At 66.6% G+C, this 24,514-nt stretch carries 23 protein-coding genes; 10 read left to right on the plus strand and 13 right to left on the minus strand.

The window, feature by feature from the left end:
* Positions 1–44 precede the first annotated feature (44 nt).
* The 4 genes from H623_RS20085 (at position 45) to H623_RS0113910 (ending at position 4,167) form a co-directional block, all read left to right on the plus strand.
* Positions 45–746 (plus strand): DedA family protein, encoded by a 702-nt coding sequence (locus tag H623_RS20085; protein WP_022901536.1) that lies wholly within the window; start codon positions 45–47, stop codon positions 744–746.
* Entirely contained in the window at positions 743–2,014 is a 1,272-nt protein-coding gene (locus H623_RS20090; RefSeq protein WP_022901537.1) for a sensor histidine kinase, read from the plus strand. Before H623_RS20085 ends, H623_RS20090 begins: the two co-directional genes overlap by 4 nt.
* Positions 2,011–2,682: a response regulator gene (locus H623_RS0113905; RefSeq protein ID WP_022901538.1), complete on the plus strand. Its 672-nt coding sequence runs from the start codon at positions 2,011–2,013 to the stop codon at positions 2,680–2,682. Before H623_RS20090 ends, H623_RS0113905 begins: the two co-directional genes overlap by 4 nt.
* A gap of 150 nt (positions 2,683–2,832) precedes the next feature.
* Positions 2,833–4,167, plus strand: a complete 1,335-nt coding sequence (locus tag H623_RS0113910) for an acyltransferase family protein (protein ID WP_022901539.1) — start codon at positions 2,833–2,835, stop codon at positions 4,165–4,167.
* Here the strand turns inward: H623_RS0113910 and H623_RS0113915 are convergent.
* The 4 genes from H623_RS0113915 to rfbB form a co-directional block, all read right to left on the minus strand.
* Positions 4,136–4,918 carry an HAD-IIB family hydrolase gene (locus tag H623_RS0113915; protein ID WP_022901540.1) on the minus strand — a complete coding sequence of 261 codons (783 nt, stop codon included), beginning with the start codon at positions 4,916–4,918 and terminating at the stop codon, positions 4,136–4,138. The genes H623_RS0113910 and H623_RS0113915 overlap by 32 nt on opposite strands.
* Before the next feature lie 103 nt (positions 4,919–5,021).
* Positions 5,022–6,158 (minus strand): glycosyltransferase family 4 protein, encoded by a 1,137-nt coding sequence (locus H623_RS0113920; RefSeq protein WP_026940359.1) that lies wholly within the window; start codon positions 6,156–6,158, stop codon positions 5,022–5,024.
* A complete protein-coding gene (gene rfbD, locus H623_RS20095; protein ID WP_022901542.1) occupies positions 6,133–7,002 on the minus strand; it encodes a dTDP-4-dehydrorhamnose reductase in 870 nt (289 codons plus the stop codon). The genes H623_RS0113920 and rfbD overlap by 26 nt, the downstream gene beginning before the upstream one ends.
* Positions 7,003–7,998, minus strand: a complete 996-nt coding sequence (rfbB, locus tag H623_RS0113930; protein ID WP_022901543.1) for a dTDP-glucose 4,6-dehydratase — start codon at positions 7,996–7,998, stop codon at positions 7,003–7,005.
* A 73-nt stretch (positions 7,999–8,071) separates the two neighbouring features.
* Here rfbB and H623_RS0113935 point away from each other — a divergent pair, with 73 nt between their 5' ends.
* Positions 8,072–8,680, plus strand: a complete 609-nt coding sequence (locus H623_RS0113935; protein WP_022901544.1) for a dTDP-4-dehydrorhamnose 3,5-epimerase family protein — start codon at positions 8,072–8,074, stop codon at positions 8,678–8,680.
* 1 nt (position 8,681) lies between these two features.
* Complete coding sequence (gene rfbA, locus H623_RS0113940; RefSeq protein ID WP_026940360.1) at positions 8,682–9,548, plus strand: glucose-1-phosphate thymidylyltransferase RfbA; 867 nt, start codon at positions 8,682–8,684, stop codon at positions 9,546–9,548.
* 9 nt (positions 9,549–9,557) lie between these two features.
* Here the strand turns inward: rfbA and H623_RS0113945 are convergent, their stop codons facing one another.
* Together H623_RS0113945 and glf are read right to left on the minus strand one after the other, a co-directional pair.
* Positions 9,558–11,600 carry a glycosyltransferase gene (locus H623_RS0113945; protein WP_033372025.1) on the minus strand — a complete coding sequence of 681 codons (2,043 nt, stop codon included), beginning with the start codon at positions 11,598–11,600 and terminating at the stop codon, positions 9,558–9,560.
* A 5-nt stretch (positions 11,601–11,605) separates the two neighbouring features.
* Positions 11,606–12,766, minus strand: a complete 1,161-nt coding sequence (gene glf / locus H623_RS0113950) for a UDP-galactopyranose mutase (protein ID WP_022901545.1) — start codon at positions 12,764–12,766, stop codon at positions 11,606–11,608.
* Positions 12,767–12,980: 214 nt separating this feature from the next.
* Between glf and H623_RS20100 the strand changes: the two genes are divergently transcribed.
* Complete coding sequence (locus H623_RS20100; RefSeq protein ID WP_022901546.1) at positions 12,981–15,017, plus strand: DUF6541 family protein; 2,037 nt, start codon at positions 12,981–12,983, stop codon at positions 15,015–15,017.
* 33 nt (positions 15,018–15,050) lie between these two features.
* Here the strand turns inward: H623_RS20100 and H623_RS0113960 are convergent, their stop codons facing one another.
* The 4 genes from H623_RS0113960 to H623_RS0113975 form a co-directional block, all read right to left on the minus strand.
* Complete coding sequence (locus H623_RS0113960) at positions 15,051–15,917, minus strand: glycosyltransferase (RefSeq protein WP_026940362.1); 867 nt, start codon at positions 15,915–15,917, stop codon at positions 15,051–15,053.
* The gene (locus H623_RS0113965; RefSeq protein WP_026940363.1) at positions 15,914–16,855 is read right to left on the minus strand and encodes a glycosyltransferase; all 942 of its coding nucleotides are present in this window, start codon (positions 16,853–16,855) and stop codon (positions 15,914–15,916) included. The genes H623_RS0113960 and H623_RS0113965 overlap by 4 nt, the downstream gene beginning before the upstream one ends.
* A gap of 120 nt (positions 16,856–16,975) precedes the next feature.
* The gene (locus H623_RS0113970; RefSeq protein WP_022901547.1) at positions 16,976–17,368 is read right to left on the minus strand and encodes a DUF2304 domain-containing protein; all 393 of its coding nucleotides are present in this window, start codon (positions 17,366–17,368) and stop codon (positions 16,976–16,978) included.
* The gene (locus H623_RS0113975) at positions 17,365–18,096 is read right to left on the minus strand and encodes a glycosyltransferase family 2 protein (RefSeq protein ID WP_022901548.1); all 732 of its coding nucleotides are present in this window, start codon (positions 18,094–18,096) and stop codon (positions 17,365–17,367) included. The genes H623_RS0113970 and H623_RS0113975 overlap by 4 nt, the downstream gene beginning before the upstream one ends.
* Before the next feature lie 73 nt (positions 18,097–18,169).
* On the opposite strand from H623_RS0113975, the gene H623_RS20105 reads away from it, so the two are divergent.
* Positions 18,170–19,135 (plus strand): glycosyltransferase, encoded by a 966-nt coding sequence (locus tag H623_RS20105; RefSeq protein ID WP_084486044.1) that lies wholly within the window; start codon positions 18,170–18,172, stop codon positions 19,133–19,135.
* A 12-nt stretch (positions 19,136–19,147) separates the two neighbouring features.
* On the opposite strand, the gene H623_RS20110 is transcribed toward H623_RS20105, so the two are convergent.
* The gene (locus H623_RS20110) at positions 19,148–20,125 is read right to left on the minus strand and encodes a glycosyltransferase (RefSeq protein WP_022901550.1); all 978 of its coding nucleotides are present in this window, start codon (positions 20,123–20,125) and stop codon (positions 19,148–19,150) included.
* Positions 20,126–20,303: 178 nt separating this feature from the next.
* Here H623_RS20110 and H623_RS0113990 point away from each other — a divergent pair, with 178 nt between their 5' ends.
* Both H623_RS0113990 and H623_RS0113995 read left to right on the plus strand, forming a co-directional pair.
* Positions 20,304–21,512, plus strand: coding sequence for a lipopolysaccharide biosynthesis protein (locus tag H623_RS0113990; RefSeq protein ID WP_022901551.1), 1,209 nt, complete (start codon positions 20,304–20,306; stop codon positions 21,510–21,512).
* Entirely contained in the window at positions 21,505–22,263 is a 759-nt protein-coding gene (locus H623_RS0113995; RefSeq protein ID WP_245558996.1) for a glycosyltransferase, read from the plus strand. The genes H623_RS0113990 and H623_RS0113995 overlap by 8 nt, the downstream gene beginning before the upstream one ends.
* Before the next feature lie 6 nt (positions 22,264–22,269).
* On the opposite strand, the gene H623_RS0114000 is transcribed toward H623_RS0113995, so the two are convergent.
* Together H623_RS0114000 and H623_RS0114005 are read right to left on the minus strand one after the other, a co-directional pair.
* The gene (locus tag H623_RS0114000; RefSeq protein ID WP_022901553.1) at positions 22,270–23,151 is read right to left on the minus strand and encodes a glycosyltransferase family 2 protein; all 882 of its coding nucleotides are present in this window, start codon (positions 23,149–23,151) and stop codon (positions 22,270–22,272) included.
* Positions 23,148–24,320 (minus strand): MATE family efflux transporter, encoded by a 1,173-nt coding sequence (locus H623_RS0114005; RefSeq protein ID WP_169514927.1) that lies wholly within the window; start codon positions 24,318–24,320, stop codon positions 23,148–23,150. Before H623_RS0114005 ends, H623_RS0114000 begins: the two co-directional genes overlap by 4 nt.
* Positions 24,321–24,514: the final 194 nt, after the last annotated feature.

The raw sequence follows: 24,514 nt of genomic DNA on the forward strand, positions 1-24,514 counted from the left end.
CTGATGGTGTGCCGTCGCCGTGACGGTTCGACGAGAAAGGGAAGGTGATCCCGATCGACCTCCTCAACGCCTTCATCGCCGGCGTAGTCTCCTCGCCGTGGGTCCTGGTGCTCATCGCCGTCGTCGTGTTCATCGACGCGTTCTTTCCGCCGGTGCCGAGCGAGTCCATCGTGATCGCGGCGGCCGCGGCCGCCGTCTCGGTCGGAGAACCGAACATCGTGCTGGTCGTCGCATGCGCTGCGATCGGCGCCATCGCCGGAGACAACCTGACGTTCTGGATCGGCCGTGCCGTGGGGCTGGAACGCTTCGCGTGGATGCGCCGCCCCCGCATGCGCAGAGCCTTGCGATCGGCGAGCAACGGCATCGCGAGACGCCCCGCACCGTTCCTGATGACGGCGCGCTATGTGCCGGTGGGCCGGGTCGCTGTCAATCTGGTGGCAGGCGCCTCGGGATTCCCGCGTCGCCGGTTCCTCCCGCTCTCGATCATCGCGGGCGTCACCTGGGCGGTGTACTCCGTGGCCATCGGTCTGCTCGCCGGCCACCTGCTGCACGGCAACGCGCTGCTCGGCATGCTCGTCGGCGTGGCGGGCGGCATCGCCTCCGGAGTGATCGTAGATCTCGTCATGCGGCTGTCCTCGCGTCTTCACGCCCGTCGCGGCATGCGTCGTACCGGGACCGCCGATAGCGTGGCAGAGGTCGAGGCCACGACCGGCCCGCAGCCCACCGAGTACGTCGGAGCAGAATGACCAGCACGTCCCTTCGCGCGACCGGCGCACCCGAGCGGCCCGCACGCGCCAGTGCCGGTCGGATCACGCTGTGGGTGTTCGTGATCGTCGCCGCCGTGACGATCTTTCCGATCAGCGCCGCGTTGCCGGCCGCGGCCTACGGCGTTCCCGTGGCCATCACGCTGCTTCTGGCCATGGTTCAGGCGGGTGCGATGGTGCTCGTGCTGATCCGCCCCGTGCTCGCCTCCGCGCTGGCTGTGATCGGCGTGCTGGCATTCGCGCTGGTCACCCCGCCCGGCGGCCCGTGGCCGGTCATGGTGACGTCGATGCTCGCCATGACCGCCGTGATCATGCTCGCGAGCCGTGCGCAGTGGCCGGTCGGTCTGTGTGCCGGCGTCGTTGCTGTGCTCGGCAGTGAGGCGATCGCGCTGTGGGGCCCGGTCGCCAGGCAGACCGGTGCCGCGATCGCCGACTTGATCGTGTTCGCCAGCCTGTGCGCTGTCGCGTTGCTGCTCGGCCTGTTGTGGGGCAAGTGGGCGGCGGCGCGCGCCCAACTGGTGCGGGAACGCGCGGCGACGGCCGCCGAACTCGCCCGGCGCGAGGCCGTCGAGGAACGCACCCGCCTGGCCCGTGAGCTGCACGACGTGGTGGCGCACGGCATGAGCGCGATCCAGGTGCAGGCATCCTCAGCCCGATACCGCCTGCCCGCGCTCTCGGCGGAGGCCGTGGACGAGTTCGACTCCATCGCGGCGCTGGCCCGTCAGTCGATGAGCGAGATGCGCTCGCTGCTGGCGGTGCTGCGCAGCGAGGAGACCGAAGGGGAATCGGTGCCGCAGCCTACCGTTGCGCAGGTTCCGCAACTCGTGGCCGCCGCCGAGCGGTCCGGTTCGCGCATCGAGCTCGACGACCGGCTCTCGTCGGCCCAGGCGGCCGCGTTCGACCCGGTGCTCTCGCTGACGATCTACCGCATCGTGCAGGAGTCGCTGAGCAACGTCGCGCGGCACGCGACGGGTGCCGACACCCTGATCACGCTGGAGCAGCGCGACGGCGCAGTGAACCTCGAGGTACGGAACGCCGCCGCCCTGGCGACCACCGCGCCGTGCATGCTGCCGGATGCCGGTGGTCACGGCATCCGCGGAATGCGCGAGCGCGTCGCCCTGCACCATGGCACGCTGGAGGCGGTGCCCACCGTCGACGGCGGCTTCGTGGTGCGCGCTGTCATTCCTCTCGCCCAGGCCGTCTCGAAACGCGACTCCGACCTCGATTCCGACCAGAAGGACACCGCATGACCGTGAGCGTGCTCGTCGTCGACGACCAGGCGATGGTGCGCGCCGGCTTCTCGGCGATTCTGGATGCCCAGGACGGCATCAGGGTTGTCGGTCAGGCCGCCGACGGCGAGGAGGCGGTGCGCCTCGCGCGCGGCCTGCGACCCGACGTCGTGCTGATGGACGTGCGGATGCCCGTGATGAACGGCATCGACGCCACGCACGAGCTCGTGCACCCGAAGCGCGGTGATCCGCACATTCCCCGCGTGCTCGTGCTGACCACCTTCGACGCTGACGACTACGTCTACGACGCGCTCGCCGCCGGCGCCAGCGGATTCCTGCTCAAAGACGCGCTGCCCGACGAACTCGTGCAGGCCGTGCGCGTGGTCGCGGCGGGAGATGCGCTGCTCGCACCCAGCGTGACGCGCCGCCTGCTCGAACGGTTCGCCTCGCAGCGCCCGACGTCACCGCGTCCGGCCCCGGCGCTCGCCGACCTCACCGAGCGCGAGCGGGAGATCCTCGTGCTGATCGGGCGCGGGTTCTCCAATGCCGAGATCGCGGCGGAGCTGTTCATCGCGGAGCAGACCGTGAAGACGCACGTGAGCCGGGTGTTCACGAAGCTCGCCGTGCGTGATCGTGTGCAGGCGGTCATCCTCGCGTACGACTCGGGGCTGGTGTCACCGGCCTCCTGACACGGGCGGTCAGTCGACGCCTTTTAGGGTGCGATTGCAGTACCTCGGTACGGGTGCGAATGGCTCCGCACGCTGATGTCACGGCTCACACCTTGCCCATAGCTTCTCCTCGTCGGCCTGATACGGGCCGGTCGAGAGGAGAAGAAACACGTGTCGGTCGACATCCGCCCCCTCACTCCGCCGCTGGCCCCGACGCGCCACCGGAGGCGCGACGTCTCTGTGGACCTCGCGCGCGCCTGGTGCCTCGTCGTGGTCGTCTGCCTGCACGGCCTGATGGTCGGGGTAAGCGTGGGCGCCCACGGACCCGTGCTGCAGAACGCGCTGGCCGGATGGCCCGGGTTCGCCGCACTCTCGTGGTTCGTGCAGATCATGCCGTTGGTCTTCGTGCTGGGCGGCTTCGCCGCCTTCACGCAGTGGACCTCTCTGCAGGCGAAGGGGGCGACGGCATCGGACTACGTGGCACTGCGCCTGCGCAGGCTTCTGGGCCCGGCCGTCGTGGCGATCGCCGCAGTGGTGGTGACGTTGGCGGCCTTGAGCGCGCTGGGCGTGCCATCCGCGATCGTCGCGATCGCCGGCTTCCACCTCGGACAGCCGCTGTGGTTCCTCGGCGTCTACATCATGGTCACATCGCTCGCGCCCGTCATGGTCGCGCTGCACCGGCGTGCCCCGGTCGTCGTGCTGCTGGCGCTGGCCGCGATGGCGGCCGGCATCGACGTGGTGCGGGCGCTCACGGGCGTCACTGTCGTGGGCTTCGCGAACCTGCTTTTCGTCTGGCTGCTCGTGCAGCAGTTCGGGTTCTGGCTGGCCCAGGAACGGATGCCGCGGCGCCGATCGCGCCTCGCGCTGCTGGCGGCGGCGTCGTTCGGCGCGCTCGCACTGCTGTGCGCGCTCGGCGTGTTCTCGTTCGACATGCTCGCCGAGCTCAACCCGCCCTCGTGTGCGCTGGTGCTGCTCGGTGTGGGACAGCTCGCTCTGTTCACGCTGCTTCGCAGACCCCTGCGGTGGCTGCACGCGGTGCTTGTCGTCGGTGCAGTGAGCGCGTGGATGAACGCCCGCGCGATGACGATCTACCTCTGGCACATGCTGGTGCTGATCGCGTTGGCGGGCGTGCTGCTGATCGTGCGCGGAGCCGCCCTTCCCGATCCGCTCAGCGCTTCGTGGTGGGTGTCGCGGCCGATCTGGCTGCTCGTCGTCGTGGTGGCCGTCGCCGGTGCCGTGTGGGCGTCGGCCCGCTGGGAGCGCGACACGAAGCGGGAGGCGTCTCGACGTGGGATGGCTGCGGGAACGTCGCCGGCATCCGTTGTTCGCGTCGCCGCTGCCGCCGCGCTCGGTGCAGGCGGCGTGCTGGTCATCCTCGTCACCGGGTTCACGATGGCGGGCGGTGTTCTCGGGCTCTCCGGCGTGGCGGCCGCCCTTCGGCTGGTGACGCCGTCGGGCTCGCGCGGGCTGGTGGTCAGCCCGCCTGTGCGGCCAGCTGCGGGATGAGCCGGTCGAGCACCTCGATCGTGTTCTCCCAACCCGTGACCGCGCGCGTCGGCACACCCAGCGCGAGCACCGGGTAGTCGTTGCCTTCCGGGTCGAGCCGGTCGCCGATGAACAGCATGTCGGTCAGACGGATGCCCGTCAGCTGGGACAGCTTGCCGATGCCGTACGCCTTGTCGATGCCGCGCCGGGTGATGTCCACCGAGGTCGATCCGCCGGAGCGCACCTCGAGGTCGGGCAGCAGCTCTTGCACGGCGGCGCGCAGTGTGTTCTTCTTCTCGCCGGTCGGATCCCAGGCCGCCTTCGCTTCCACCGGAGCGGACTGGCCGAGCGCCGAGAAGGTGATCTGCGAGCCGCGATCCTCGAGAATCGGACCCCAGGTTTCGGTTTCCCAGAATCCGAGTCTGCGTGCTTCGGACTCGACCGCGGCCAATGCCCGGGACTTCTCGTCGTCGCCGAGGTCTTGCGCGTAGACCTTCGTCCACTCGCCGTCGGTGAATCGGTAGTACTGCGTGCCGCAGGTGGGCATGAGGTGCAGGCGCTCGAGATGGGCGGGGGAGGCATCCGGGAGCCGTTCCACGACCTGCGTCGAGAACTGGGCGAACTGGCCGCCCGAGATGACGCACACCGGCACGAGGCCGAGCAGCATGGTGAGACGCTCGGCCATCGCCGGATCGAGTGGAGACTTGGATGCCGCGAGCGTGTCGTCGAGATCGAACGCGACGAGCAGGGGGAGCGGGAGATTCGAGGGCATGGTCCTGAACGGTCTCGGGCACGCGCGGTGCGGACTAGGGCCGAGGAGTCGGCCGACAGGCGAGTTTATCGAGCCGTGCTGCGTGCACGGCGAACCAGTGCCCTCACAGCTCCGCGTGCAGCTGCCACACCAGCTCTGCGGAGGTGCGCCAGCTGAACGCCGCAGCGCGGTCCATGCCAGCGAAGCGCAGGCGCTCTCGCGCCTTGTCGTCGGCGAGCACGCCGGCGATCGCGTCGGCGAGACGGCCGGGATAGCCCTCGGCGTCCTGACGAGGCACCGAGACGCCGGCGCCGAAGGCGACCTCGCTCACGGCGGGATCGTCCGAGTGCACCACGGGAGTGCCGAACCGCATCGCTTCGATGACGGGCAGGCCGAAGCCCGAGGCGAGGTTCGGGTACGTGAACACCGAGGCCCTGCTCAGCACGACGGCGAGATCGGCGTCGCCGAGGGAGCCGAGAACGAGAACACGACCCTCGGGGAGGCCGGCTTCCATCGCCACGGTGGCGACCGATTCGCCGCGGAACTGCTCGGGACCGACGACGACCAGTGGAACACCGGCGAGCACCGGCGACGCCATGGCCCGGATCAGCTCGCGGAGGCCCTTGCGCGGATCGAGGCTGGAGACGGTGGCCACGTAGTGCTCGGGGAGCCGCAGAGTCTCGGCGCGGGCATCCGCGTCGGCGGGCACCCGAAGCGTGTCGGCGGGTGCGCCCCCGATCACCCGGATGCGATCACCGAGCTTCGCGACGTCGTTCAGCTGATCCGCGACCGCGTGCGTGGGCACGACGATGGCGTCGGCGAACTTGCGGGCGCGCTTGACCATCGCCTTCTGCCAGGCGGCCTCGACGACGCCGATCGAGTCGGGGGCCGTCCAGGCCGAGACGTCGTGCACCGTGACCGTTGTCTGGTCGAGCGCGGTCGAGGAGTCGTGCTTGAACAGCGGCGCGAGCAGGCTCGGCGCGTGAATGAGCCCGCCGCCGAGGGAGAGCTTGACGCCCATCTGCCAGGCCAGTGCGAGCTCGCGAGGGCCGACCGGGAGCGCGTGCACTCCGACCAGGCCGGGAAGGAGCTGCTGAATCAGCCGGCGTTCCGTTTCGCCGTGAGACGCCACGACCCCTTCGACGACGCAGCCGCGCGGAGCGGTCTCGATGAGCTGCCTGGTCAGTTCGAGGCTGTACCTCGAGACCCCGTCGGGAACATCCGTGAGCACATCCTCAACGATCACCCTCAGGGTTGTCATCGAACACCTTTCGCTCGAAGGCCTCGGCCAGCGCGTCTCGCCAGTCTCGCATCGGAGTCAGACCTGCCGATACCCACGCGTCATGCCCGAGCACGGAGTAGCCGGGCCGTGGCGCCGGTCTGACGAAATCGGCGCTGGTCGTCGGCCGAACACGCTCGGGATCGAGTCCGGCCAGCTCGAACGCCGCCCGGGCGAGCCCGAACCAGGTCGTCTCCCCACTCGCGGTGCCGTGGTAGACGCCCGCGGCGGCATCCGAATCGGCGAGAGCGACGAGCTGTGCGGCCAGGTCGGCCGTCCACGTCGGCTGCCCGCGTTGATCGTCGACCACGCTCACCGTGTCATGCGTGCGCGCGAGCCGCAGCATGGTGGCGGCGAAGTTCGGGCCGTGCTCGCCATAGAGCCATGCGGTGCGCACGATGAAGGTGCCGTCGGGATGCGCCGCTAAAGCGAGCTCCTCGCCCGCCGCTTTGGTGCGTCCGTAGGCGTTCAGTGGATGCCGCGGTGCCGTTTCCGGGTACGGCTCCTCGGCGTCTCCGTGGAACACGTAGTCGGTCGAGATCGTGATGAGCTTCGCGCCCGCATCGTGCGCGGCGATCGCGAGGTTCTCGGTGCCGAGCGCGTTGACGGCGTAGGCGGCATCCTCGTGCGCTTCTGCGTCGTCGACCTTCGTGTACGCCGAGGCGTTGAAGACGACATCGTGGCCGGCGACGGCATCCCGTACCGCATCACGGTCGGTCACGTCGAGCTGAGCGCGGGTGAGCGTGGTGACATCGCGACCCGACAACGCCCTCTGAAGGTCACGGCCGAGCATGCCGGCAGCACCCGTGACGAGGTAGCGAGTCATCTACTGCCCCTGGGCCTTGTATCGGTCTTCGGTGGCCTGCTTCTGCGGGCCCCACCAGTCCTCGTGATCCCGGTACCACCGGATCGTGGCCGCCAGCCCCGAGGTGAAGTCGGCGTAGCGCGGGGTCCAGCCCAGCTCGGAACGCAGCTTGCTCGAGTCGATCGCGTAGCGCAGGTCGTGACCCGGTCGGTCGGTGACCAGGTCGTACGCGTCGGCGGGCTGCCCGAGCTCGGTCAGGATGAGTTCGACGACCTGCTTGTTGTTCTTCTCGCCGTCGGCGCCGATCAGGTAGGTCTCGCCGATTCGCCCCTCCTGAAGAATCGAGAGCACCGCTGACGAGTGATCGTCGGCGTGAATCCAGTCGCGCACGTTCTCGCCCGTGCCGTAGAGCTTGGGACGCTCGCCGCGCAGCACGTTCGTGATCTGGCGGGGAATGAACTTCTCCACGTGCTGATACGGCCCGTAGTTGTTCGAGCAGTTCGAGATGGTGGCCTGCACACCGAACGAACGCACCCACGCGCGCACGAGCAGATCGCTTCCCGCCTTCGTCGACGAGTACGGGCTCGAGGGGTTGTACGGCGTCGAGTCGGTGAACCGAGCCGGGTCGTCGAGTTCGAGGTCTCCGTAGACCTCGTCGGTGGAGATGTGGTGGAACCTCGTGCCGTGCTCGCGTGCTGCCTCGAGCAAGGTGAAGGTTCCGACCAGGTTCGTCTGCACGAACGGGGCCGGGTCGTCGAGCGAGTTGTCGTTGTGACTCTCGGCCGCGTAGTGCACGACGGCGTCGTGATCGGCGAAGAGCCGGTCCACGAGGGGTGCGTCGGCGATGTCGCCCTGCACGAACGCGAAGCGGTCGGCCGGCAGGCCGTCGAGAGACGCGCGATTGCCGGCGTAGGTGAGCTTGTCGAGAACCGTGACCGTGTGATCGGTGTTGTCGATCAGGTAATGAACGAAGTTCGAGCCGATGAAACCGGCGCCGCCGGTGACGAGGATCTTCATGCGATGAGCGGATGCTTTCTTACTCGAGAGACTGCGGCCGATTCTATCGAAGGCCGGTTGGTAGACTCGCCCGGTGCAAATCCGCGAGCTGTCCGTGCCCGACGCATACGAGATCACCCCGGTGCAGCACCGGGACGACCGAGGGGTCTTCCTCGAGTGGTATCGCTTCGACCGGCTCGAAGAAGCGGTCGGTCATTCGCTGAATCTGCGGCAGGGAAACACGTCGGTGTCGCGCAGGGGATCGGTGCGCGGCATCCACTTCGCCGAGATTCCGCCGAGCCAGGCCAAGTACGTCACCTGCACGCGCGGCGCGGTGCTCGACTACGCCATCGACATCCGCACCGGCTCTCCGGCCTTCGGCACCTGGGACACCGTTCTGCTCGACGATGTCGACCGTCGCGCGATCTACGTCGCCGAGGGCCTCGGCCACTGCTTCGTCGCGCTGAGTGACGACGCGACGGTGAGCTATCTCGTGACGGATGTCTACAATCCGACCCGCGAACACGGCATCAACCCGCTCGACCCCGAGATCGCCCTCGACTTCCCGCTCGGCGCGGACGAGCTGCTCCTGTCGCCGAAAGACACCGACGCACCGGGACTCTCCGAGGCTCGTGATCAGGGCCTCCTTCCCGACTACGCGGCCGCCCGAACGTTCTACGACTCGCTGAACGGAGCGAACTGACATGCGCGGCATCATCCTCGCCGGTGGCTCAGGCAGCCGGCTCTGGCCGATCACCAAGGGCATCTCCAAGCAGCTGATGCCCATCTACGACAAGCCGATGATCTACTACCCGCTGTCGACGCTCATGATGGCGGGCATCCGCGAGATCCTGATCATCACGACACCGGAGTACAACGCGCAGTTCAAGGCGCTGCTCGGTGACGGGTCCGACCTCGGACTGCGGCTCGAGTATGCCGTGCAGCCCTCTCCCGATGGGCTGGCTCAGGCCTTCATCATCGGCGAAGAGTTCATCGGTGATGAGTCCGTCGCGCTCGTGCTGGGGGACAACATCTTCCACGGCACCGGTCTCGGAACAGCGTTGCGGCACGTCACGAACGACAGCGGCGCGACGATCTTCGCCTACCACGTGAGCAATCCGCGGGCCTATGGCGTCGTGGAGTTCGACGACGACTTGAAGGCGATCTCGATCGAAGAGAAGCCCGCCGAGCCGAAGAGCAACTACGCCGTCCCCGGCCTCTACTTCTACGACAACGACGTGGTGCAGATCGCCAAGACCATCGAACCGAGTGCGCGAGGCGAGCTCGAGATCTCCACGGTGAACGAGCGGTATCTCGACGCCGGCACGCTCAACGTCCAGGTTCTCGACCGCGGCACAGCCTGGCTCGACACCGGAACGTTCGAGTCGATGATGCAGGCATCCGAGTACGTGCGCGTCATCGAGGATCGTCAAGGGACGAAGATCGGATGCGTCGAGGAGATCGCCTGGAGGGCGGGCTGGATCGACACCCCGCAGCTGAGCGCGCTTGCCGCGCCGCTCGTCAAGAGCGGCTATGGCGCCTACCTCGAGCGGCTGATCGCCGACGAGTGATCGGCGCCGTCAGGCGTCGTCGCGCGTACTCTCGATGGTCTGCCGCCATTGCTCGGCCGACGTGATGCGGGGCAGCGCGGAGCGGTACTGCTCGCGCAAGCGGTCCCACTCGCGGCGGTAGCGCAGGTTCAGACGGATCGACTCCGTCAGGAGCTTGCGGAACTTCTTCGGGTCCCGAACGTGCCAGGTGGCGCCCGATCCCTCGGCGTTCGTGATCAGCACGCTGTCCCAGGTGGGGACCTCGAACCACCGGGCGTCCTGATAGGCCAGGTGCCCGTGCGGCGCGCTCACATCTGACGTGACCTTGCTGCCGTGCCGGCGCACCTGCTTCACGAGCCAGCTGACGAAGCCGACCCCGTGGGGCCCGGGGTTCACCGCGCGGTCGGTGAGCTCCTTGTTCTCCCGCGCGGAAAAGTGCGGGATGTCGGAGGAACTCCTGATCAACTTGGCTTCCGTGAAGCCTGCGCCCATCGCCCGCACCCTCGGAAGGCGATCGATCATGTCGGCGTGCAGCTGCTGCGGACCCTCGAAGACGTTGCGAATGGCCGCCATGCGCATCGCTATCGTGTAGTAGTCCATGGTCAGCAGGTTCTTCACATCGCTGGCGAGCATGGAACGCCAGAGCTTGCCGCCGCGCTTGTGCGGCGAGTGCAGCAGCGCCGTGATGAGGCGGTTGCGCTCGTGGAAGAAGGCCTGCCAGTCGTGCGTGTCGTCCTTGTCGACCCACGAGACGTGCCACACGGCCGCGCCGGGAAGGCTCACCGTGCCGTATCCGTGCTCACGGGCACGCAGGGAGTACTCGGCGTCGTCCCACTTGATGAACACCGGAAGCGAGAGGCCGATCTTCTTCAGGATCTCGACCGGGATCAGGCACATCCACCAGCCGTTGTAGTCGACGTCGTAGCGGCGGTGCATCCACCCGGTCTGACGCAGGTTGGACGTGCCGAAATCGTGACGCTCCGGGGTGAACGGACCCCACATGAACGGCGACCACTTGATGCCCTCCGCGAAGGCGTGCAACTGGGCCTTGTCGTACATGTCGAACATGTGGCCGCCCACGATCGTGGGTCGGTTGCAGTAATTGGCGAAGGTGACGACGCGTCGGATGCTCTCCGGCTCGATCTCGACGTCGTCGTCGAGCAGGATGACGTAGTCGGAATCGCCGGCGTCGAGCGTCTCGAGCATGCCGCGGCTGAAGCCACCCGACCCGCCGATGTTCGCCTGGTCGAGCACTCGGAGCTTGCTGCCGAGTGCGCTGACCGCATCGGCATAGCCCGGATTGTCGACGATCTTCTCCGTGCCCTGATCGATCACCTGCACGCGGTCGAGCACGGCCAGCGTGTCTTTGTCGTTGCCGATGGTCGCCAGCAGCCGCGTGCAGTAGTCACCGCGGTTGAGCGTGGTGATGGAGACCGTTCCCGTGCCGGTCGAGCGCTGAGATGCGCCTTCGGGAGCGATCCAGTCGGCCTGCACCAACTCGAGAGCGTCATCGCCGGCGATGAGATCGAACCAGAGCCAGCCACCGTCGATGAACGTCGTGAGCGGAATGGTGAACGTGGAGATGGTCGAGCCGTCGACCTCGACGCCGTCCACGCGCTGCACGACCGACCGGGCGTTCGATCGGTAGACCACGACGCGGCCGGGACCCGTCGTCTCGACGCGCAGTACGACGGACTCCAGTGACGTCCACGACTTCCAGTAGCTCGCGGGGAACGCGTTGAAGTACGTGCCCAGCGAGGTCGACTGGAACGAGGGCAGGCGCAGACCGCGCCGTCCGCGCAACCAGCCGAGGCCGTTTCGGTCCGTCAGGCGGGATGCGCGCTTCGGCTGCCGGATCGACACCACGCCGCGCATGCGGGCGAGGCGTTCCTCTCGTGTCTCCTCCCGCGTCGACCACGACCAGATCTCGGGGTCGAGGAACAGCGGCAGGGCCTGCGGGTCCCCGTGCACCGGGAACACGACGCGCTGCAGGATGTTGTCCAGCTCCGGCTCGGAGCCGGTGGCGGCATCCTGCGTGGTCTCTGCTTCGGTGTCGGCAATGCGTCGCGCCATGGGTGTCAGACCTCCGGGGAGAGCAGCGGCTTCAGCTTGTTCGTGTACATCGACAGGGCGGAGCCGATGGCCATGTGCATATCGAGGTATTGATACGTTCCCAGGCGTCCGCCGAAGAACACGTTCGGCTCGCCCGCCTGCAGTTCGCGGTAGCCGAGCAGACTCTCACGGTCGGCGGTCGTGTTCACCGGGTAGTACGGCTCGTCGTCGTGGTTCGCGAAACGCGAGAACTCGCGCATGATCACCGTCTTGTCGGTGGGATAGTCCCGCTCGGGGTGGAAGTGGCGGAACTCGTGGATGCGCGTGTACGGCACGTCCGCATCCGCATAGTTCATGACCGGCGTGCCCTGGAAGTCGCCGATGGGCAGCACTTCCTTCTCGAAGTCGAGCGTTCGCCACGACAGGGTGCCGCCGGTGTAGTCGAAGTAGCGGTCGACCGGGCCCGTGTAGACGACGGGGATGTTGCCGACGACGGCGCTCTTGTTCACCGGTTGCGACTCGTCGAAGAAGTCGGTGTTCAGTCGCACCTCGATGTTCGGGTGGTCGGCCATGCGCTGCAGCCACGCGGTGTAGCCGTCGACGGGAAGCCCCTCGAACCGGTCGTTGAAGTAGCGGTTGTCGTAGGTGTAGCGCACGGGAAGGCGGCTGATGACTTCAGCGGGCAGCTCGTCGGCGGGGGTCTGCCACTGCTTGGCGGTGTAGTCGCGGATGAACGCCTCGAACAGCGGGCGCCCGATGAGCGCGATGCCCTTCTGCTCGAGATTGGATGCCTCGTGCACGTCGAACTCGGAGGCCTGCTCCGCGACGAGTGCCCGCGCTTCGGCCGGGGAGTACGCCGAGCGGAAGAACTGGTTGATGGTCCCCATGTTGACGGGGAGCGGGTATACCTCCCCGTGATGGTTCGTGTAGACGCGGTGCACGTAGGAGGTGAACTTCGTGAACCGGTTCACGTACTCCCAGACCGGAACGTTCGACGTGTGGAACAGGTGCGCCCCGTAGCTGTGCACCTCGATGCCGGTCGCCGGGTCGGCCTCGCTGTAGGCGTTGCCTCCGATGTGAGACCGACGATCGATCACGAGAACCTTGAGCCCGAGGTCGTCGGCGACGCGTTCTGCGATGGTGAGACCGAAGAATCCGGAGCCGACGACGATGAGATCTGGGTTCACGGATGCGGGTCCTTTGCTTGCCGAATCGAAAGCGCAGGCCGCGCCATCGACCAGCAAGCGAGTCTACGGGACGTCAAGCGCCGTTATCTGGCCGCGCGCCGTGCGGCACTCGCGGGTTCCTCCCCCTCGGCGAATGCTATCGTGACGCCGTGGCCCGGCCGATACCCTTCCTCCGTCCTGCGCGCGCGCGAACGAACTTCGGCGACCTCCGCGCATGAGCTGGTGGGTCATAGTCCCCGCGGCGATCGCCGCCGGGGCGATAGTCCTGATTCCGGGGCTCGTCATCGCATACTCGGCCACGGCACGTGGCGTCACGGCGTGGGGCTTGGCCCCGCTGCTCTCGATGACCGTCTTCGTGGTCCTGTCGCTCGGACTCGGCGTCGCGCACCTCCCGTTCACGGCCGTCACGGCGGCGGTCGGTACCGCCGTCATCGTGGCGGTCACCGCGATCGTGCTGGTGCTCGTGCTGCGCCGGCGCGGGGTGCGGCCTCTGCACACGGACCGGCCGTGGATCAACGCCATGATCCTGGTCACAGTGGTCATCGCTCTGATCACCTTCAGCATCCGGTTCGCATCGGCGCTGGTGCACCCGGACGCGATATCGCAGACCTTCGACGATGTCTTCCACCTGAACGGCGTGCGGTACATCATCGACACGCACGACGCGAACCCGCTGACCTTCATCAATCTCGATGCCGCGTTCGGTGGTCCGGGCGGCTTCTACCCCAATCTCTGGCACGTTCTGGCGAGCCTCACGGCGCTGTATTCGGGAGCGAGCATCCCGGTCGCGCTCAACGCGCTCAACATCGTGATCTGCGGTGTGATCTGGCCCCTGGGATGCGTGCTCCTGGTGCGCAGTCTTGTCGGTCCGCGCCTCGTCGCACTGCTCGCCACGGGCATCCTCTCGGCGAGCTTCGGCGCCTTTCCGATGCTGCTCGTCACTTACGGCGTTCTCTATCCGAACCTTCTCGGGCTCGCCGCACTTCCTGCCGCGCTCGGCATCCTGGTGTTCGCGACGCGGCTGGCGACGAAGCCGACGCTGGTGCCCGTTCTGGCGTGGATCGCGTTCATCGCGACGATCCCCGGAATCGCGATGGCTCATCCGAACGCGTTCGTGTCGTTGCTCGTGGTCGGGTTCCCCCTCATGTTCGCGTTCGGTTGGCGATGGTTCAAGGACGCCAGAGCAGAGGGAGCATCTCGAGCCCGTTTGACGCGCGGCGCGGTCATCACGGCCGTCATTGCCGTCGTCGGGCTCGTTCTCTTCATCGTCTTGCGGCCGCCGCGCTCGACGGCCACCTGGGGTCCGTCGAAGGGGCTGTGGGATGCCATCTGGTCGGCCATCACGAACGGCCAGGACAATGCTGCGCAGTGGGCCGTCTCGATCCTCGTGCTGGTCGGCGTCGCGGCCGTGTTCGTGGCGCGACGCAACTGGTGGCTTGTCGGCTCTCTCGCGCTCGTCTGGTTCTTCTACGTCGCCACCGCGATCATGCGCGAGGGCGGGTGGCGCTTCGCCGTGACCGGTACCTGGTACAGCGACATCCACCGGCTCGTCGCCCTCGGTCCCGTGGTGCTCGTTCCCCTGGCGGTGATCGGCGTGCAGTGGCTGGCCGATCTCGCGGCGAGCCTCGGCGCCGTGCTTGCAGGGCGTCGCGCTCAGCCGGCGCTGGACGTCGATGCCGATCGGGCTGCGATTCCGGGCGATGAGGACGCGGCTGCCTCTGGCCGCCGATGGCCTGTGGTGTTCGGCACTGCCTTCGGACTCGTCGTGATTCTGGTGGCGGCCGTCGTCGCGCAAGTCGGCCCTGGGCTCGCCTCGATGTCGGGCTGGACAGGCGCCTCGTTCGCGCAGGTTCCGAACTCGTGGCTGCTCTCATCCGACGAGCGAGCGCTCATCGACCGGGTCCCGAACGAGGTGCCGAAAGACGCCGTGGTGGCCGGCGACCCCTGGACCGGAGCGTCTCTCGTGTGGGCGCTCGCCGACCGGCGCACGCTCGCTCCGCACATCTACGGTGCGCGCACGCCCGCCGCGAACCTCATTCTCGCGAGGCTGCGGCACGCAACGCCCGGATCGAAGGTGTGCGCCGCCTTGAAGAAGGAGAACGTGACCTATGCGCTCGACTTCGGCAGCAACGGCCTCTTCGGGCCGAAGCGCATCAACAAGGGCATGAACGGCCTGTCGGCGAGCCCCGTGCTCACCCTGATCGACCAGCAGGGTCCAGCCAAGCTCTACAAGGTCACCGGCTGCGACTGATCGACGATCCTCGGCTCTGCTCAGGACTCGGGCTCAAGAGCCGGTCGACGCGCCGTCCGCGACGCTGCGCTCGCCGGCGATCATCGTCCGGTATGCGCGTCGGCGCACCGGTTCCGGCACCAGTCGGTAGCCTCCGCGAACGACGATGTTGCGCAGGAACTGAGCGCGGGTGGTGAATCCCGTTTTCATGAACGCGCGTTGCAGCATCCATTCGCTGCGAAGCAGCTTGAATCCGCCGCGACGCTTGTATGCTCCCGATGACACCCGGTAGCGCACGAGGGCGTCGGGGGAGTTGACCGCACGTACGTCGGAGGCGAGCATGCGGGCGAAAAGCCAGTAGTCCTCCATCATTCCGAGCGGCTGGTAACCGCCGGCACGCGCTACAGCGGCCTTCGTGTAGACGACCGTCGGATGATTGAACGGGTCGTGGAAGCGGGCGTATTGACGAATGTCATCGGGCTCGGTGGGAGGCACGCGCCGCACTCCCAGCCGTTCGCCGTCTTCGGTCTCGGTGAACTCGTTCAGGCCACTCCCGACGAGCTCGTATCCCTGGGCGATGAGCTCGAGCTGCACGGAGAATCGGTGCGGTTCGGAGATGTCGTCCGCGTCCATGCGCGCGACGACCTCGAAGCTGCACTCGGCGAGGCCCGCGGTAAGCGCTTCGGAAAGGCCCCGGTTCTCCGGCAGAATCACGATCTTGAGCGGGACGGGAGTCGTCCGATCGAGCTCTGCGATCGCCGAGACGAGCGGTGCCGAGACCGGGCCATCTTGAACGAGCACCACCTCCGAGGGGCGGAGCGACTGGTCGATGACCGAGCTGCGGAACGCGCGGAGCAGGAACGGCGCGGAGTCGCCGTTGTACACCGGCATCAGTAGCGAGAACGAGGGGAGCGATGTCATCCGTGCATCACCTCGAACGCGGCCATCGAACCGTTGTCCAGCCCCAGCGAAGCCAGGTACTCGCTGTTGGGTCGAGGGCGCCGGCGGATGCCGTCCTGCCAGCCGGATCGGAACGTGCGCGCGATGGTCGCACGGTCAGGCGAGTGACGATAGGTGCGCATCCATCGCCGGGCAGTGGCGGCCAGGTAGAGCGGGCGCTCGTACCAGCTCAGCGCCCGTGAGGCACGGAACAGCCAGAGCTTGTTGCGCACCTCGTAGTAGAACCGTTCGCCGGGGTCCGCGTCGGTGTCGGCACGCGCCTTCGTCTTGTGCACCACGACGCTCGCGGGAATGAACATGCCGCGGCGTCGGCGCAGAATGCGGGCGCTGAACTCGAAGTCGTCGTTCCAGATGAAGTATTCGGCGATCGGGAGGCCGTCGACCTTCACTGCTGCAGCGTCGATCAGCATCGAGACGAACGACGACGAGCGCACCGCGACACCGCCGGCCGCCGCGGCATCGCGCCGCTCCGACTTCGAGGCGAGCGGCTTGCGACGCGGCGTGTTCATCGGGTGATCGAGCCCGTCGGTCCAGACGACCCGGGAGCCGAGGATGGCAGGAGTCTCAGGTGCGGCGGCGCGGGCCGCCAGGAGCGCTTCCAACGCCGTCGACGTGGGGATGGTGTCGTCGTCCATCACCCAGACCAGATCGGCCCGCTGCGCTGAGATGGCATGTTCGATCCCGACGGCGAATCCGCCTGCACCGCCGGTGTTGACATCGAGGCGCACGAGATCGACGTCGGGAGACGCTTCGGCCACGGCGTCGGCCGAGCCGTCGGATGACGCGTTGTCCACCACGACGACCGCGTCGAGAGGGCGCGTTTGCGCGGCGAGGGCTTCGAGGCATTCGAGCAGGAGCTCGCGCCGGTTGTATGCGACGACCACCGCGACAACGCGCACACGAAACCCTTCGAACTCGGCTGGACGCACGCCTGTCTCGACGATTGCGGACGCGTGCAGGGACCGATGGAGTTTATCGGGTCGCGCTGGGCGATCCCGGCCGCGGCTGAATGGCTCGCCTCAGCCTTGATCGGGATCGGAGGACAGCCGGTCCTTGTCGAGGAGCTGCCGCTCGAGCTCGCGGATGCGCAGCTCCTGCATCGCGGACTGTTCCGCGAGGGTGCGCGTCTTGGACTCCACCGTCGTCAGTTCGGAGCTGTGCTGCAGGCAGACCAAGAACAGGATGGCGATGCTCACGAAGAACACGAGGTTGGTCGGTACCTGCACGCCGACCAATTTCGCCGCCCACTCAAGCGTCTGAGGAAACACACCGGCGATAAGTGCGAGCACTCCCGCGACGAGCCACCAGAGCGCGTGACGTTCCCTCAGCCGACGACGACGGAGCATCTCGATCACGATGATCAGGACGAGCAACGAGGCGACGACTCCGAGCACGTAGCTGGCCGTGGTCATGAGGCATCTCCCGGAACGGGTGTCGCTGGCCGGATGAGGCCGACGAGCAGCGCGAGGGCGGCACGAGCCAGGTAAACCGTCGACTTGATCGGGTTCTGTGACGGCGTTCCACCGGCGCGTTCGCGCATCTCTGTCGGCACCTGCGTGATCGTGAGCCCCGCCTTGGCCGCGATAAGCAGGGCCTCGATCGTGTCGCCGAGGTATTCGGCCGGGTAGTTGGACGCGAACAGCGCGACGGCACGCGGGCCCATCGCCTTGAATCCCGACGTGGTGTCGCTGAGCTTGGTGCGAGCGACCCGGCTCATCACGACCGAGAGGAAGGACATCGCCCAGTGTCGCGGGCCTCTGACGACGTACGCACCCTTGCCCGCGAACCGGGCCCCGATGACGATGTCCGCCTGTTCGAGGCCCTCGACGAGGGTCGTGACCTCCGACGGATCGTGCTGACCGTCGGAATCCACTTGCACAACGTTGCGGTACCCGTGCTCCAGAGCGAACCGGAATCCGAGACGCATGGCGCCGCCGACGCCGAGGTTGAACGGCAGCTGGGCGACCTCGGCTCCCGCACGGCTCGCCTCGCGTGCCGTGTTGTCGCTGGATCCGTCGTCGATCACGATGCAGGACACACCCGGGAGCGTGGCGAGAACCTCGGTGACGACCGCCCCGACGTTGGGTTCTTCGTTGAGCGCAGGCATGACGATCAGCGTCCGCTCGAGGGCCGTGGGCATGTCCCGGATTCTACCGGGCGATGGCGGACGATCCGGGTGGCAGCGCAGCCGGTGAGCGAGAACGTTCGCGAGAGTGGTGAAGAATCGATTCGTGGTTACTCCTCCAGAGCGTCGCGTGGTCGCAGTGGTGTCGGTCTACCGGCCTGGCCGCGATGTGGTGGACAACGTTGCCGAGATCGTGGAGCAGGTCGATCACGTCATCGTCGTCGACGACGGCAGTGGCGACGGCTTCGAGCAGGTTTTCGCCGAGATATCTGCGGCGGGAGCCCGTCTTGTGATGCTGCCCGAGAACTCAGGCATAGCGGCAGCGCTCAACTCGGGGATCGACTCAGCCGATCTGACCGCAGCCGATGTCGTCGTCACCTTCGATCAGGACAGCAGCCTGCCTCAAGGATTTGTGGCGAGGCTTCTCGAGGCGCTCCGCCAATCCGAAGACGCTGGTCTATCTGTCGGGATCGTCGCTCCCGCCACATTTGCCGGCGTCGACCAGACGGGGGCCGAGGTGGCCCCCGGCGTGCCCGAGGCGTTGCGTCCGATTCAGTCGGGGATGCTCATCACCGGTTCGACGCTCGAGCGAATCGGCACCTTCGACGAAGGACTCTTCATCGACCTCGTCGACGTGGAGTTCTATCTCAGAGTGTTGGCCGCCGGTCTCACCTCTGTGGCGGCGCCGGGGCTGGATCTTCCGCACGAACTCGGACATTTCCAATCCATGTCCGTATTCGGCCGCAGGGTGAGCACGACTCTCAGCACCCCTTTCCGCTACTACTACCGTGCGCGCAACCGTGCCATTGTCACGCGGCGCTACCGAAAAATCGCAGGCGATCTCCTCCGCCGGGAGCGCGACCGCGATATCGCCCATTTCGTGGTGGCGGTAGCCTTTGCCCGCCCGAGGCGTGCATTGTTCACGGTGTTGAGACGCGGATGGCGAGACGGACGAAGGGGTACCGGGGGCCGCATCCCTAGCGATCTGAACGATATTGCCGCATCAGTTTCGTGGCGCGGGCAACGAATCGAGCGGCCAAGGCTCACAGCCTGACGTTTGCTCCGATCAGCGCTCTGGCACACCCATCGACCTGCCGCCGATGAACCAGCCGGCGATCCATCCGCCGAGATATTCGACGACGCTCCGTGCGGCGACGAGGTCTCGGCGGCGTGCTTCGCGGAGGAAACGGAACGTGTGCACCAGCCGGCGCTGTCTGCCATAGAGCGCCACGAGCTGCCCGATCGCCGTCGAGCGGGGTGCGCGCAACGCCAGGGTCTCGACCATGAGCTGACGCCAGCCGACCGAAACCTTGAAGACTGATCTCGCGACCGCCCGTGGGCCGTGGCCGCCTTCGTAGCGGTCGGAGATCGACCGCACGGTCGCCCAACTCGAGCCGGGATCGACCTTGCTTGCATCCGACAACATTTCGCCGATCGCGTTGCCGCCGTGCTGCACGTAGTCCTGCACGATGTCACTGGTGACTAGAGTTCCCGATTGTGTCGCGGCGCACAGGGCCAACCAGTGATCGTGCACCTCAGATGGTGTTGCCATGCGAGGGAACGGCAGGGCGGTGGCGAGTACCTCGCGTCGCAATACGCAGATGCCGCCCGTGAACTGGTTGGTAAGCGTGAAGTACGGGACGGTCAGATCGAGTCGTCGGGTATCGGCTGAGACGACGCGGTCGGAGGGATACTCCACCACCCTGGCCTGGCCGGAGACCAGCGAGTGGTCGGCAAGATGGGGGAGGAGCGTCTCGAGCTTGTTCGGATACCAGTAGTCATCCTGGTCGCTGAGCGCGACCCAGTTCGATTCCGGGTGCACCGCAGCGAGCACCCGTTCGAAATTGCCGTAGAAACCGACACGATCGTCGAATCCGATCACCCTGAACCGTTCATCGTGCCCGAGTGCCGCTTCAACGAGCTCCTCAACGCGGTCTGGTCGTCCGTCGGCGGAGATCAAACACTCGAAGTCTCGGTGCGTCTGGTCCCGGATGCTTCTCAGCTGTCGCGCGAAGAGCTCAGGATCCGGATTGTATGCGGCCATTGCCACAGTCCCGAAGCCGGCATGCTCGTCCATCGTGCTCCTGATTCAGCCTGGGTCTTGCGCCGGATCGCATCATGAGAGCCCGTAGACTCTGGTGGTCCGAAACTCGAGGGGAAGACCAGTGGCCCCGCGCGCGCTTATCAGTATCTCAAAGCGGATTGCCGGATTCGCTGTACCTGTGGCGGCGAGCACGGTGCTCGGCATAGTCACGATTCCGTTGCTCGTCCGGTCGCTCGGCGCTGCGGAATGGGGCTCTCTTGCCGTCGTGCAGGCGACGAGTCAGTTGGTGGGCATTCTTGTCGCGTTCGGCTGGGGCGCCACGGGGCCATCCGCCGTGGCGTCAGCCTCGAAGGCGGCGCGACCAGACCTGTATGCCCAGTCACTGATCGCACGTTCCTATCTCTTTGTGGTCGGCGTCGTCATCGGTGCGATCGTGCTCGTCTTCCTGACCAGGGGCGATGTCACCGTCGCAGTCGTGGGATCTGTCACGTATTTGCTTCCGTTCCTCGGAGCGAGTTGGTATTTCGTCGGCGAAGGGAGACCGTGGCGGCTCTTTGTCTACGACTCGTTGCCCACGCTCGTCGGCACACTAGCCGGCCTCGTCGCGGCGGTGACCACTCGAAGCCTGATCGCCTTTCTCCTGTTGCAGGCGGCGGGCAGCTTGGTGGCCGTGGCGTTGGATGCCTTCGTCGTGCTTCACGGCTCGGGCGCAAGGATCCGAGGGCGCACGTCGCCACGAGCAGCCGCGGCAAGCCTCTCCGGTCAACGTCACGCTGTGACGAGCGCACTCACCTCCGGCCTCTATGTGAACCTTCCCTTGCTGTCGATTCAGACCTTCCTGCCGGGATTCGTGCCGGTCTACGCGCTGGCCGACCGCTTCTTCCGGTACGCGAACGTGGCCTTTTCGCCTGTTCAGCAGTTCTTGCAAGGGTGGGTGCCCGAAACCGGCGAACGGCGCTCCTTCACCCGAATGAGATATGCGACCTGGGCGGGGCTGGGGTTCGGCATTCTCGGAGGTGCTCTCGTAGCCGCACTCACGCGACCTCTCGCCTGGCTGCTCTCCGGGGGAGAGATCGACGTGCCGCTCGCGTTGAGCATCCCGCTGGGCGCCGCATTCGTGTTCGTCGCATCGTCCGCCGTGATCGGTTACGCATGCCTCGTTCCGGTCGGCCGGGAGCGATCGCTCGCGGCCTCGACAGTCGTCGGCGCCCTGGCAGGCGCGCCGTTGATCATCCTCTTCGCTGTTCTTCAGCTCCCCGTCCTGGTCGCATGGTCCGTCGCCGTCTCAGAGGCGATCGTCGCCGTCTACCAGTTCTCCGTGCTGCGCAGCGAGCTTTCCCGCAGAGAGCGTCTTCTCGAGCCCGCTGGCGAGGCTCCCGGTGAGTGAGCGGGTGCCGGTCAGCGTCAGCGTCTGCATGGCCACGTATAACGGAGAACGGTTCGTCGAGGAACAGTTGAGGTCGATCCTCGATCAACTCCCGTCCGATGGCGAGATCCTCGTCGTCGACGATGCATCGACCGACGGAACTGTGGCAGTCGTCACGGGCATGGGGGATCCGCGCATCCGGGTCTTCGTGCATGCGGACAACAGGGGATACGTCTCGACCTTCGGGGAGGCGCTGGAACGCGCGGACGGAGCGGCCATTCTGCTCAGCGATCAGGACGACGTGTGGGTGCCCGGGCGACTCGATGTGCTCGTTGCAGCGCTGCAGCAAGTCGATGTCGTCGCGTCGAACCTCGCTTTGTATCCTGACGGAGCGCCGCTGCCGACTCCTTTGGGCGGCACGGACTGGAATCTGACCGCGTCGACCTCGACTCACCGAATACGCAACTTGCTCGGAGTTCTGACCGGTTCTATGCCCTACTTCGGGTGCGCGATGGCGATGACAGCGTCCGCGAGAAGCCGCATTCTCCCGTTTCCCGCGTTTCTCACGGAATCCCATGACCTTTGGATCGCACTATGCGGCAATGCGGACCGATCTATCGCGCACGTCGAGCAAATCACGGTATTGAGACGACTGCACGATGCGAACACGTCACCCTCTCGCCCTCGAGATCTCGGCACGGTAATGAAGGCGCGTTGGATGCTTGTGCGCGCCATTCTCGTTGCGTATCGCAGGGCGAGACGCGGGCGCTGAGCCGGCCTACCGGAAGGCGTGTCCGAGCAGCGCGCGCACGCCCGCCCCGTCCCGCTGGGAAACCGCCCCGACGAGGTTCGTGAGTGCGTTCAGCCGGGACGTCACATGAACACGTGCCGCACGAGCGGCTCGCCTCCAGCCCAAGCGGTTCGCTGCCTCGGTGGCTTCCGCGAACAGTGCCGCCTCCTCCTCGAACCGAGCGCCGTTCGCAGCGGTCCACGACGACACGCTCGCCGAATGCCTGCGGTAGCGGAAAGTAGTCGCCGAGAAAAGCACGAGGGAACCGCCGTCCATCAAGATCTCGAGTTGCAAAGCGAGATCGAGGGCCACTTCGAATTCCGGTCGGAATCCCCGGTGGATCAGTTCTGTTCGACGCCAGCAAATCGAAGGGAAGTACGCCCAATCGCCTCGCAGAAGCCCAACCGCCAAGGGCTCTCCGCGTAACTCGGCGATGTCGGCGACCTTTGGGCGCAGCACTGCCTTGAGCCGGTCTGCAAGTGGCATCACCGATCGGCCTCTCGCATCGATGACGTCAACGCCTGGATGGTAATACGAACCCTCAGGAAATCTGGCGATGGCCTTCTCGAGCTCTTCGACGTAGTTGGGGAGCATCAGGTCGTCGCACCCCATGATCACGACGTGATCGGCCCGGGAGAGGTCGACCGAGCGTTGGAAATTGCCGGTGACTCCCAGGTTCTCCGAGTTACGGACATACGTGACACGCGGGTCCGTTATGCCGAGCACCCATTCGCCCGGTGCGAGGTCCGGGAAGCAGTCGTCGAGCACCGTGAGGTGCCAGTCGGGCGAGGTCTGGGCCAGCACGCTGCGCACGGCCTCCCGGAGCAGTTCGGGATCGCCGTAGAACGGCATCATGATGTCGATCGTCACGATGCCACCCTGAAGATTCGTTGTTTGACCACGATGAGCTGATAGACCAATACCACGATTTCAGACAACGCAAGCGCAGACGTGACGCCGATGAGACCGAAACCCAGCGCGGCCGGGATCAGGCAGAACACCCCGATAATGGCACCCGCAACAGTGCTCCATGCAAGAGCGGATGTCAGGCGGTAAGTGGTGAGCACGGCGAAGCCCGTCACCTGCGAGATGAGCATCGCGCCCAATGCGAAGCCCATCGTGATCGCGATCGGATACGAGATCGATAATTCTCCGCCCGAGAGTACGAGGCCCGCCCACGGCGCCAGCACCGCATACAGCACTCCCCCGACGATGCCGAGGTAGATCGTCAGCATCGTGATACGTCTCGCCCTGTGCAGCTGCTCGGCCGGGTCCTTTCTCGGGACGTACCCCTGCGATACCTGCACGTATGGCCGGGTCGCGTAGAGCGCGAGGCGCATGATGCGTTCCGCGAGCGCATACACGGCCGTGAAGCTGGGCAAGAAGATCTGTACGACCACGATCGGAAGGTTCACGTAGAGCGTCGACACAGCCGACATGGACACGGCCGGCAGGTGCGAACGCATACGAGTGATCGCGCGCACGAGCGAGAGGTCGAGGCTCCATCCGGGATACCGGCGCAGGATGCTCGAGCTCGCGATCGCGGTCGCCGCAACACCGCCGACCAGCTGGAATCCGACGAACCACAGCGCGTCGCCCGTCCAGAACAGGAGCAGTGCACCGACGACGGAACCGACCTGCCGCGGAATGGTTTCGATGAACAGGAAGCGCAGGGGGCTCGATTCGCCGACGAAGAACCAGCCGCCCGAGAGCCCGGGCAGAAGCGCCGCGATGAGCGTCACCACGGCGATCAGAGGCTGCTGCGGTAGGAGCACCAGAGTGATCACGGTGCAGACCGCCCCGACGCCGATGAGCAGCCAGCTGCGGCTCACCAGAGACCCGATGTAGGACTGGCCGCGCTCCGGGGCGTCCATGCTCGCCACTTCAGTGGGCCCCGTCACGCCCCAGCCGGCGCCCACGAGCACCACGCCGAAACCTGCGACGCCCTGAGCCACGGCGATGGTCGCCCAGGTGTGAGCGCCCGCGACGATGATGACGACCGGGATGACGGCGACGCTGATGATGCCGCCGGTGATCACTGACAGACCGTATCCGCTGAATGAGCGCGTGATGCTTCGTGCGCTCACCATCGGCGCGTCGCCGGATTCACTCGTCGGTACCTCGTGCTTTCACAGATGGATGCGCCGCAGAGGGCGCGGACATGCGGGTCGGGTACCCGTACAGCCATCGCAACATAGTAGGGCGTCGCGGGTACGCATCCGCCTCTGGCCCG

The sequence above is a fragment of the Humibacter albus DSM 18994 genome (assembly GCF_000421825.1).
Classification (GTDB): Bacteria; Actinomycetota; Actinomycetes; order Actinomycetales; family Microbacteriaceae; genus Humibacter; species Humibacter albus.

Coding starts and splice junctions, on each gene's coding strand:
- H623_RS20090 (WP_022901537.1), top strand. CDS start 743: ATGACCAGCACGTCCCTTCGCGCGACCGGCGCACCCGAGCGGCCCGCA.
- H623_RS0113905 (WP_022901538.1), top strand. CDS start 2,011: ATGACCGTGAGCGTGCTCGTCGTCGACGACCAGGCGATGGTGCGCGCC.
- H623_RS0113915 (WP_022901540.1), bottom strand. CDS start 4,918: ATGCCCTCGAATCTCCCGCTCCCCCTGCTCGTCGCGTTCGATCTCGAC.
- H623_RS0113920 (WP_026940359.1), bottom strand. CDS start 6,158: ATGACAACCCTGAGGGTGATCGTTGAGGATGTGCTCACGGATGTTCCC.
- rfbD (WP_022901542.1), bottom strand. CDS start 7,002: ATGACTCGCTACCTCGTCACGGGTGCTGCCGGCATGCTCGGCCGTGAC.
- rfbB (WP_022901543.1), bottom strand. CDS start 7,998: ATGAAGATCCTCGTCACCGGCGGCGCCGGTTTCATCGGCTCGAACTTC.
- rfbA (WP_026940360.1), top strand. CDS start 8,682: ATGCGCGGCATCATCCTCGCCGGTGGCTCAGGCAGCCGGCTCTGGCCG.
- H623_RS0113945 (WP_033372025.1), bottom strand. CDS start 11,600: ATGGCGCGACGCATTGCCGACACCGAAGCAGAGACCACGCAGGATGCC.
- H623_RS20100 (WP_022901546.1), top strand. CDS start 12,981: ATGAGCTGGTGGGTCATAGTCCCCGCGGCGATCGCCGCCGGGGCGATA.
- H623_RS0113960 (WP_026940362.1), bottom strand. CDS start 15,917: ATGACATCGCTCCCCTCGTTCTCGCTACTGATGCCGGTGTACAACGGC.
- H623_RS0113970 (WP_022901547.1), bottom strand. CDS start 17,368: ATGACCACGGCCAGCTACGTGCTCGGAGTCGTCGCCTCGTTGCTCGTC.
- H623_RS0113975 (WP_022901548.1), bottom strand. CDS start 18,096: ATGCCCACGGCCCTCGAGCGGACGCTGATCGTCATGCCTGCGCTCAAC.
- H623_RS20110 (WP_022901550.1), bottom strand. CDS start 20,125: ATGGCCGCATACAATCCGGATCCTGAGCTCTTCGCGCGACAGCTGAGA.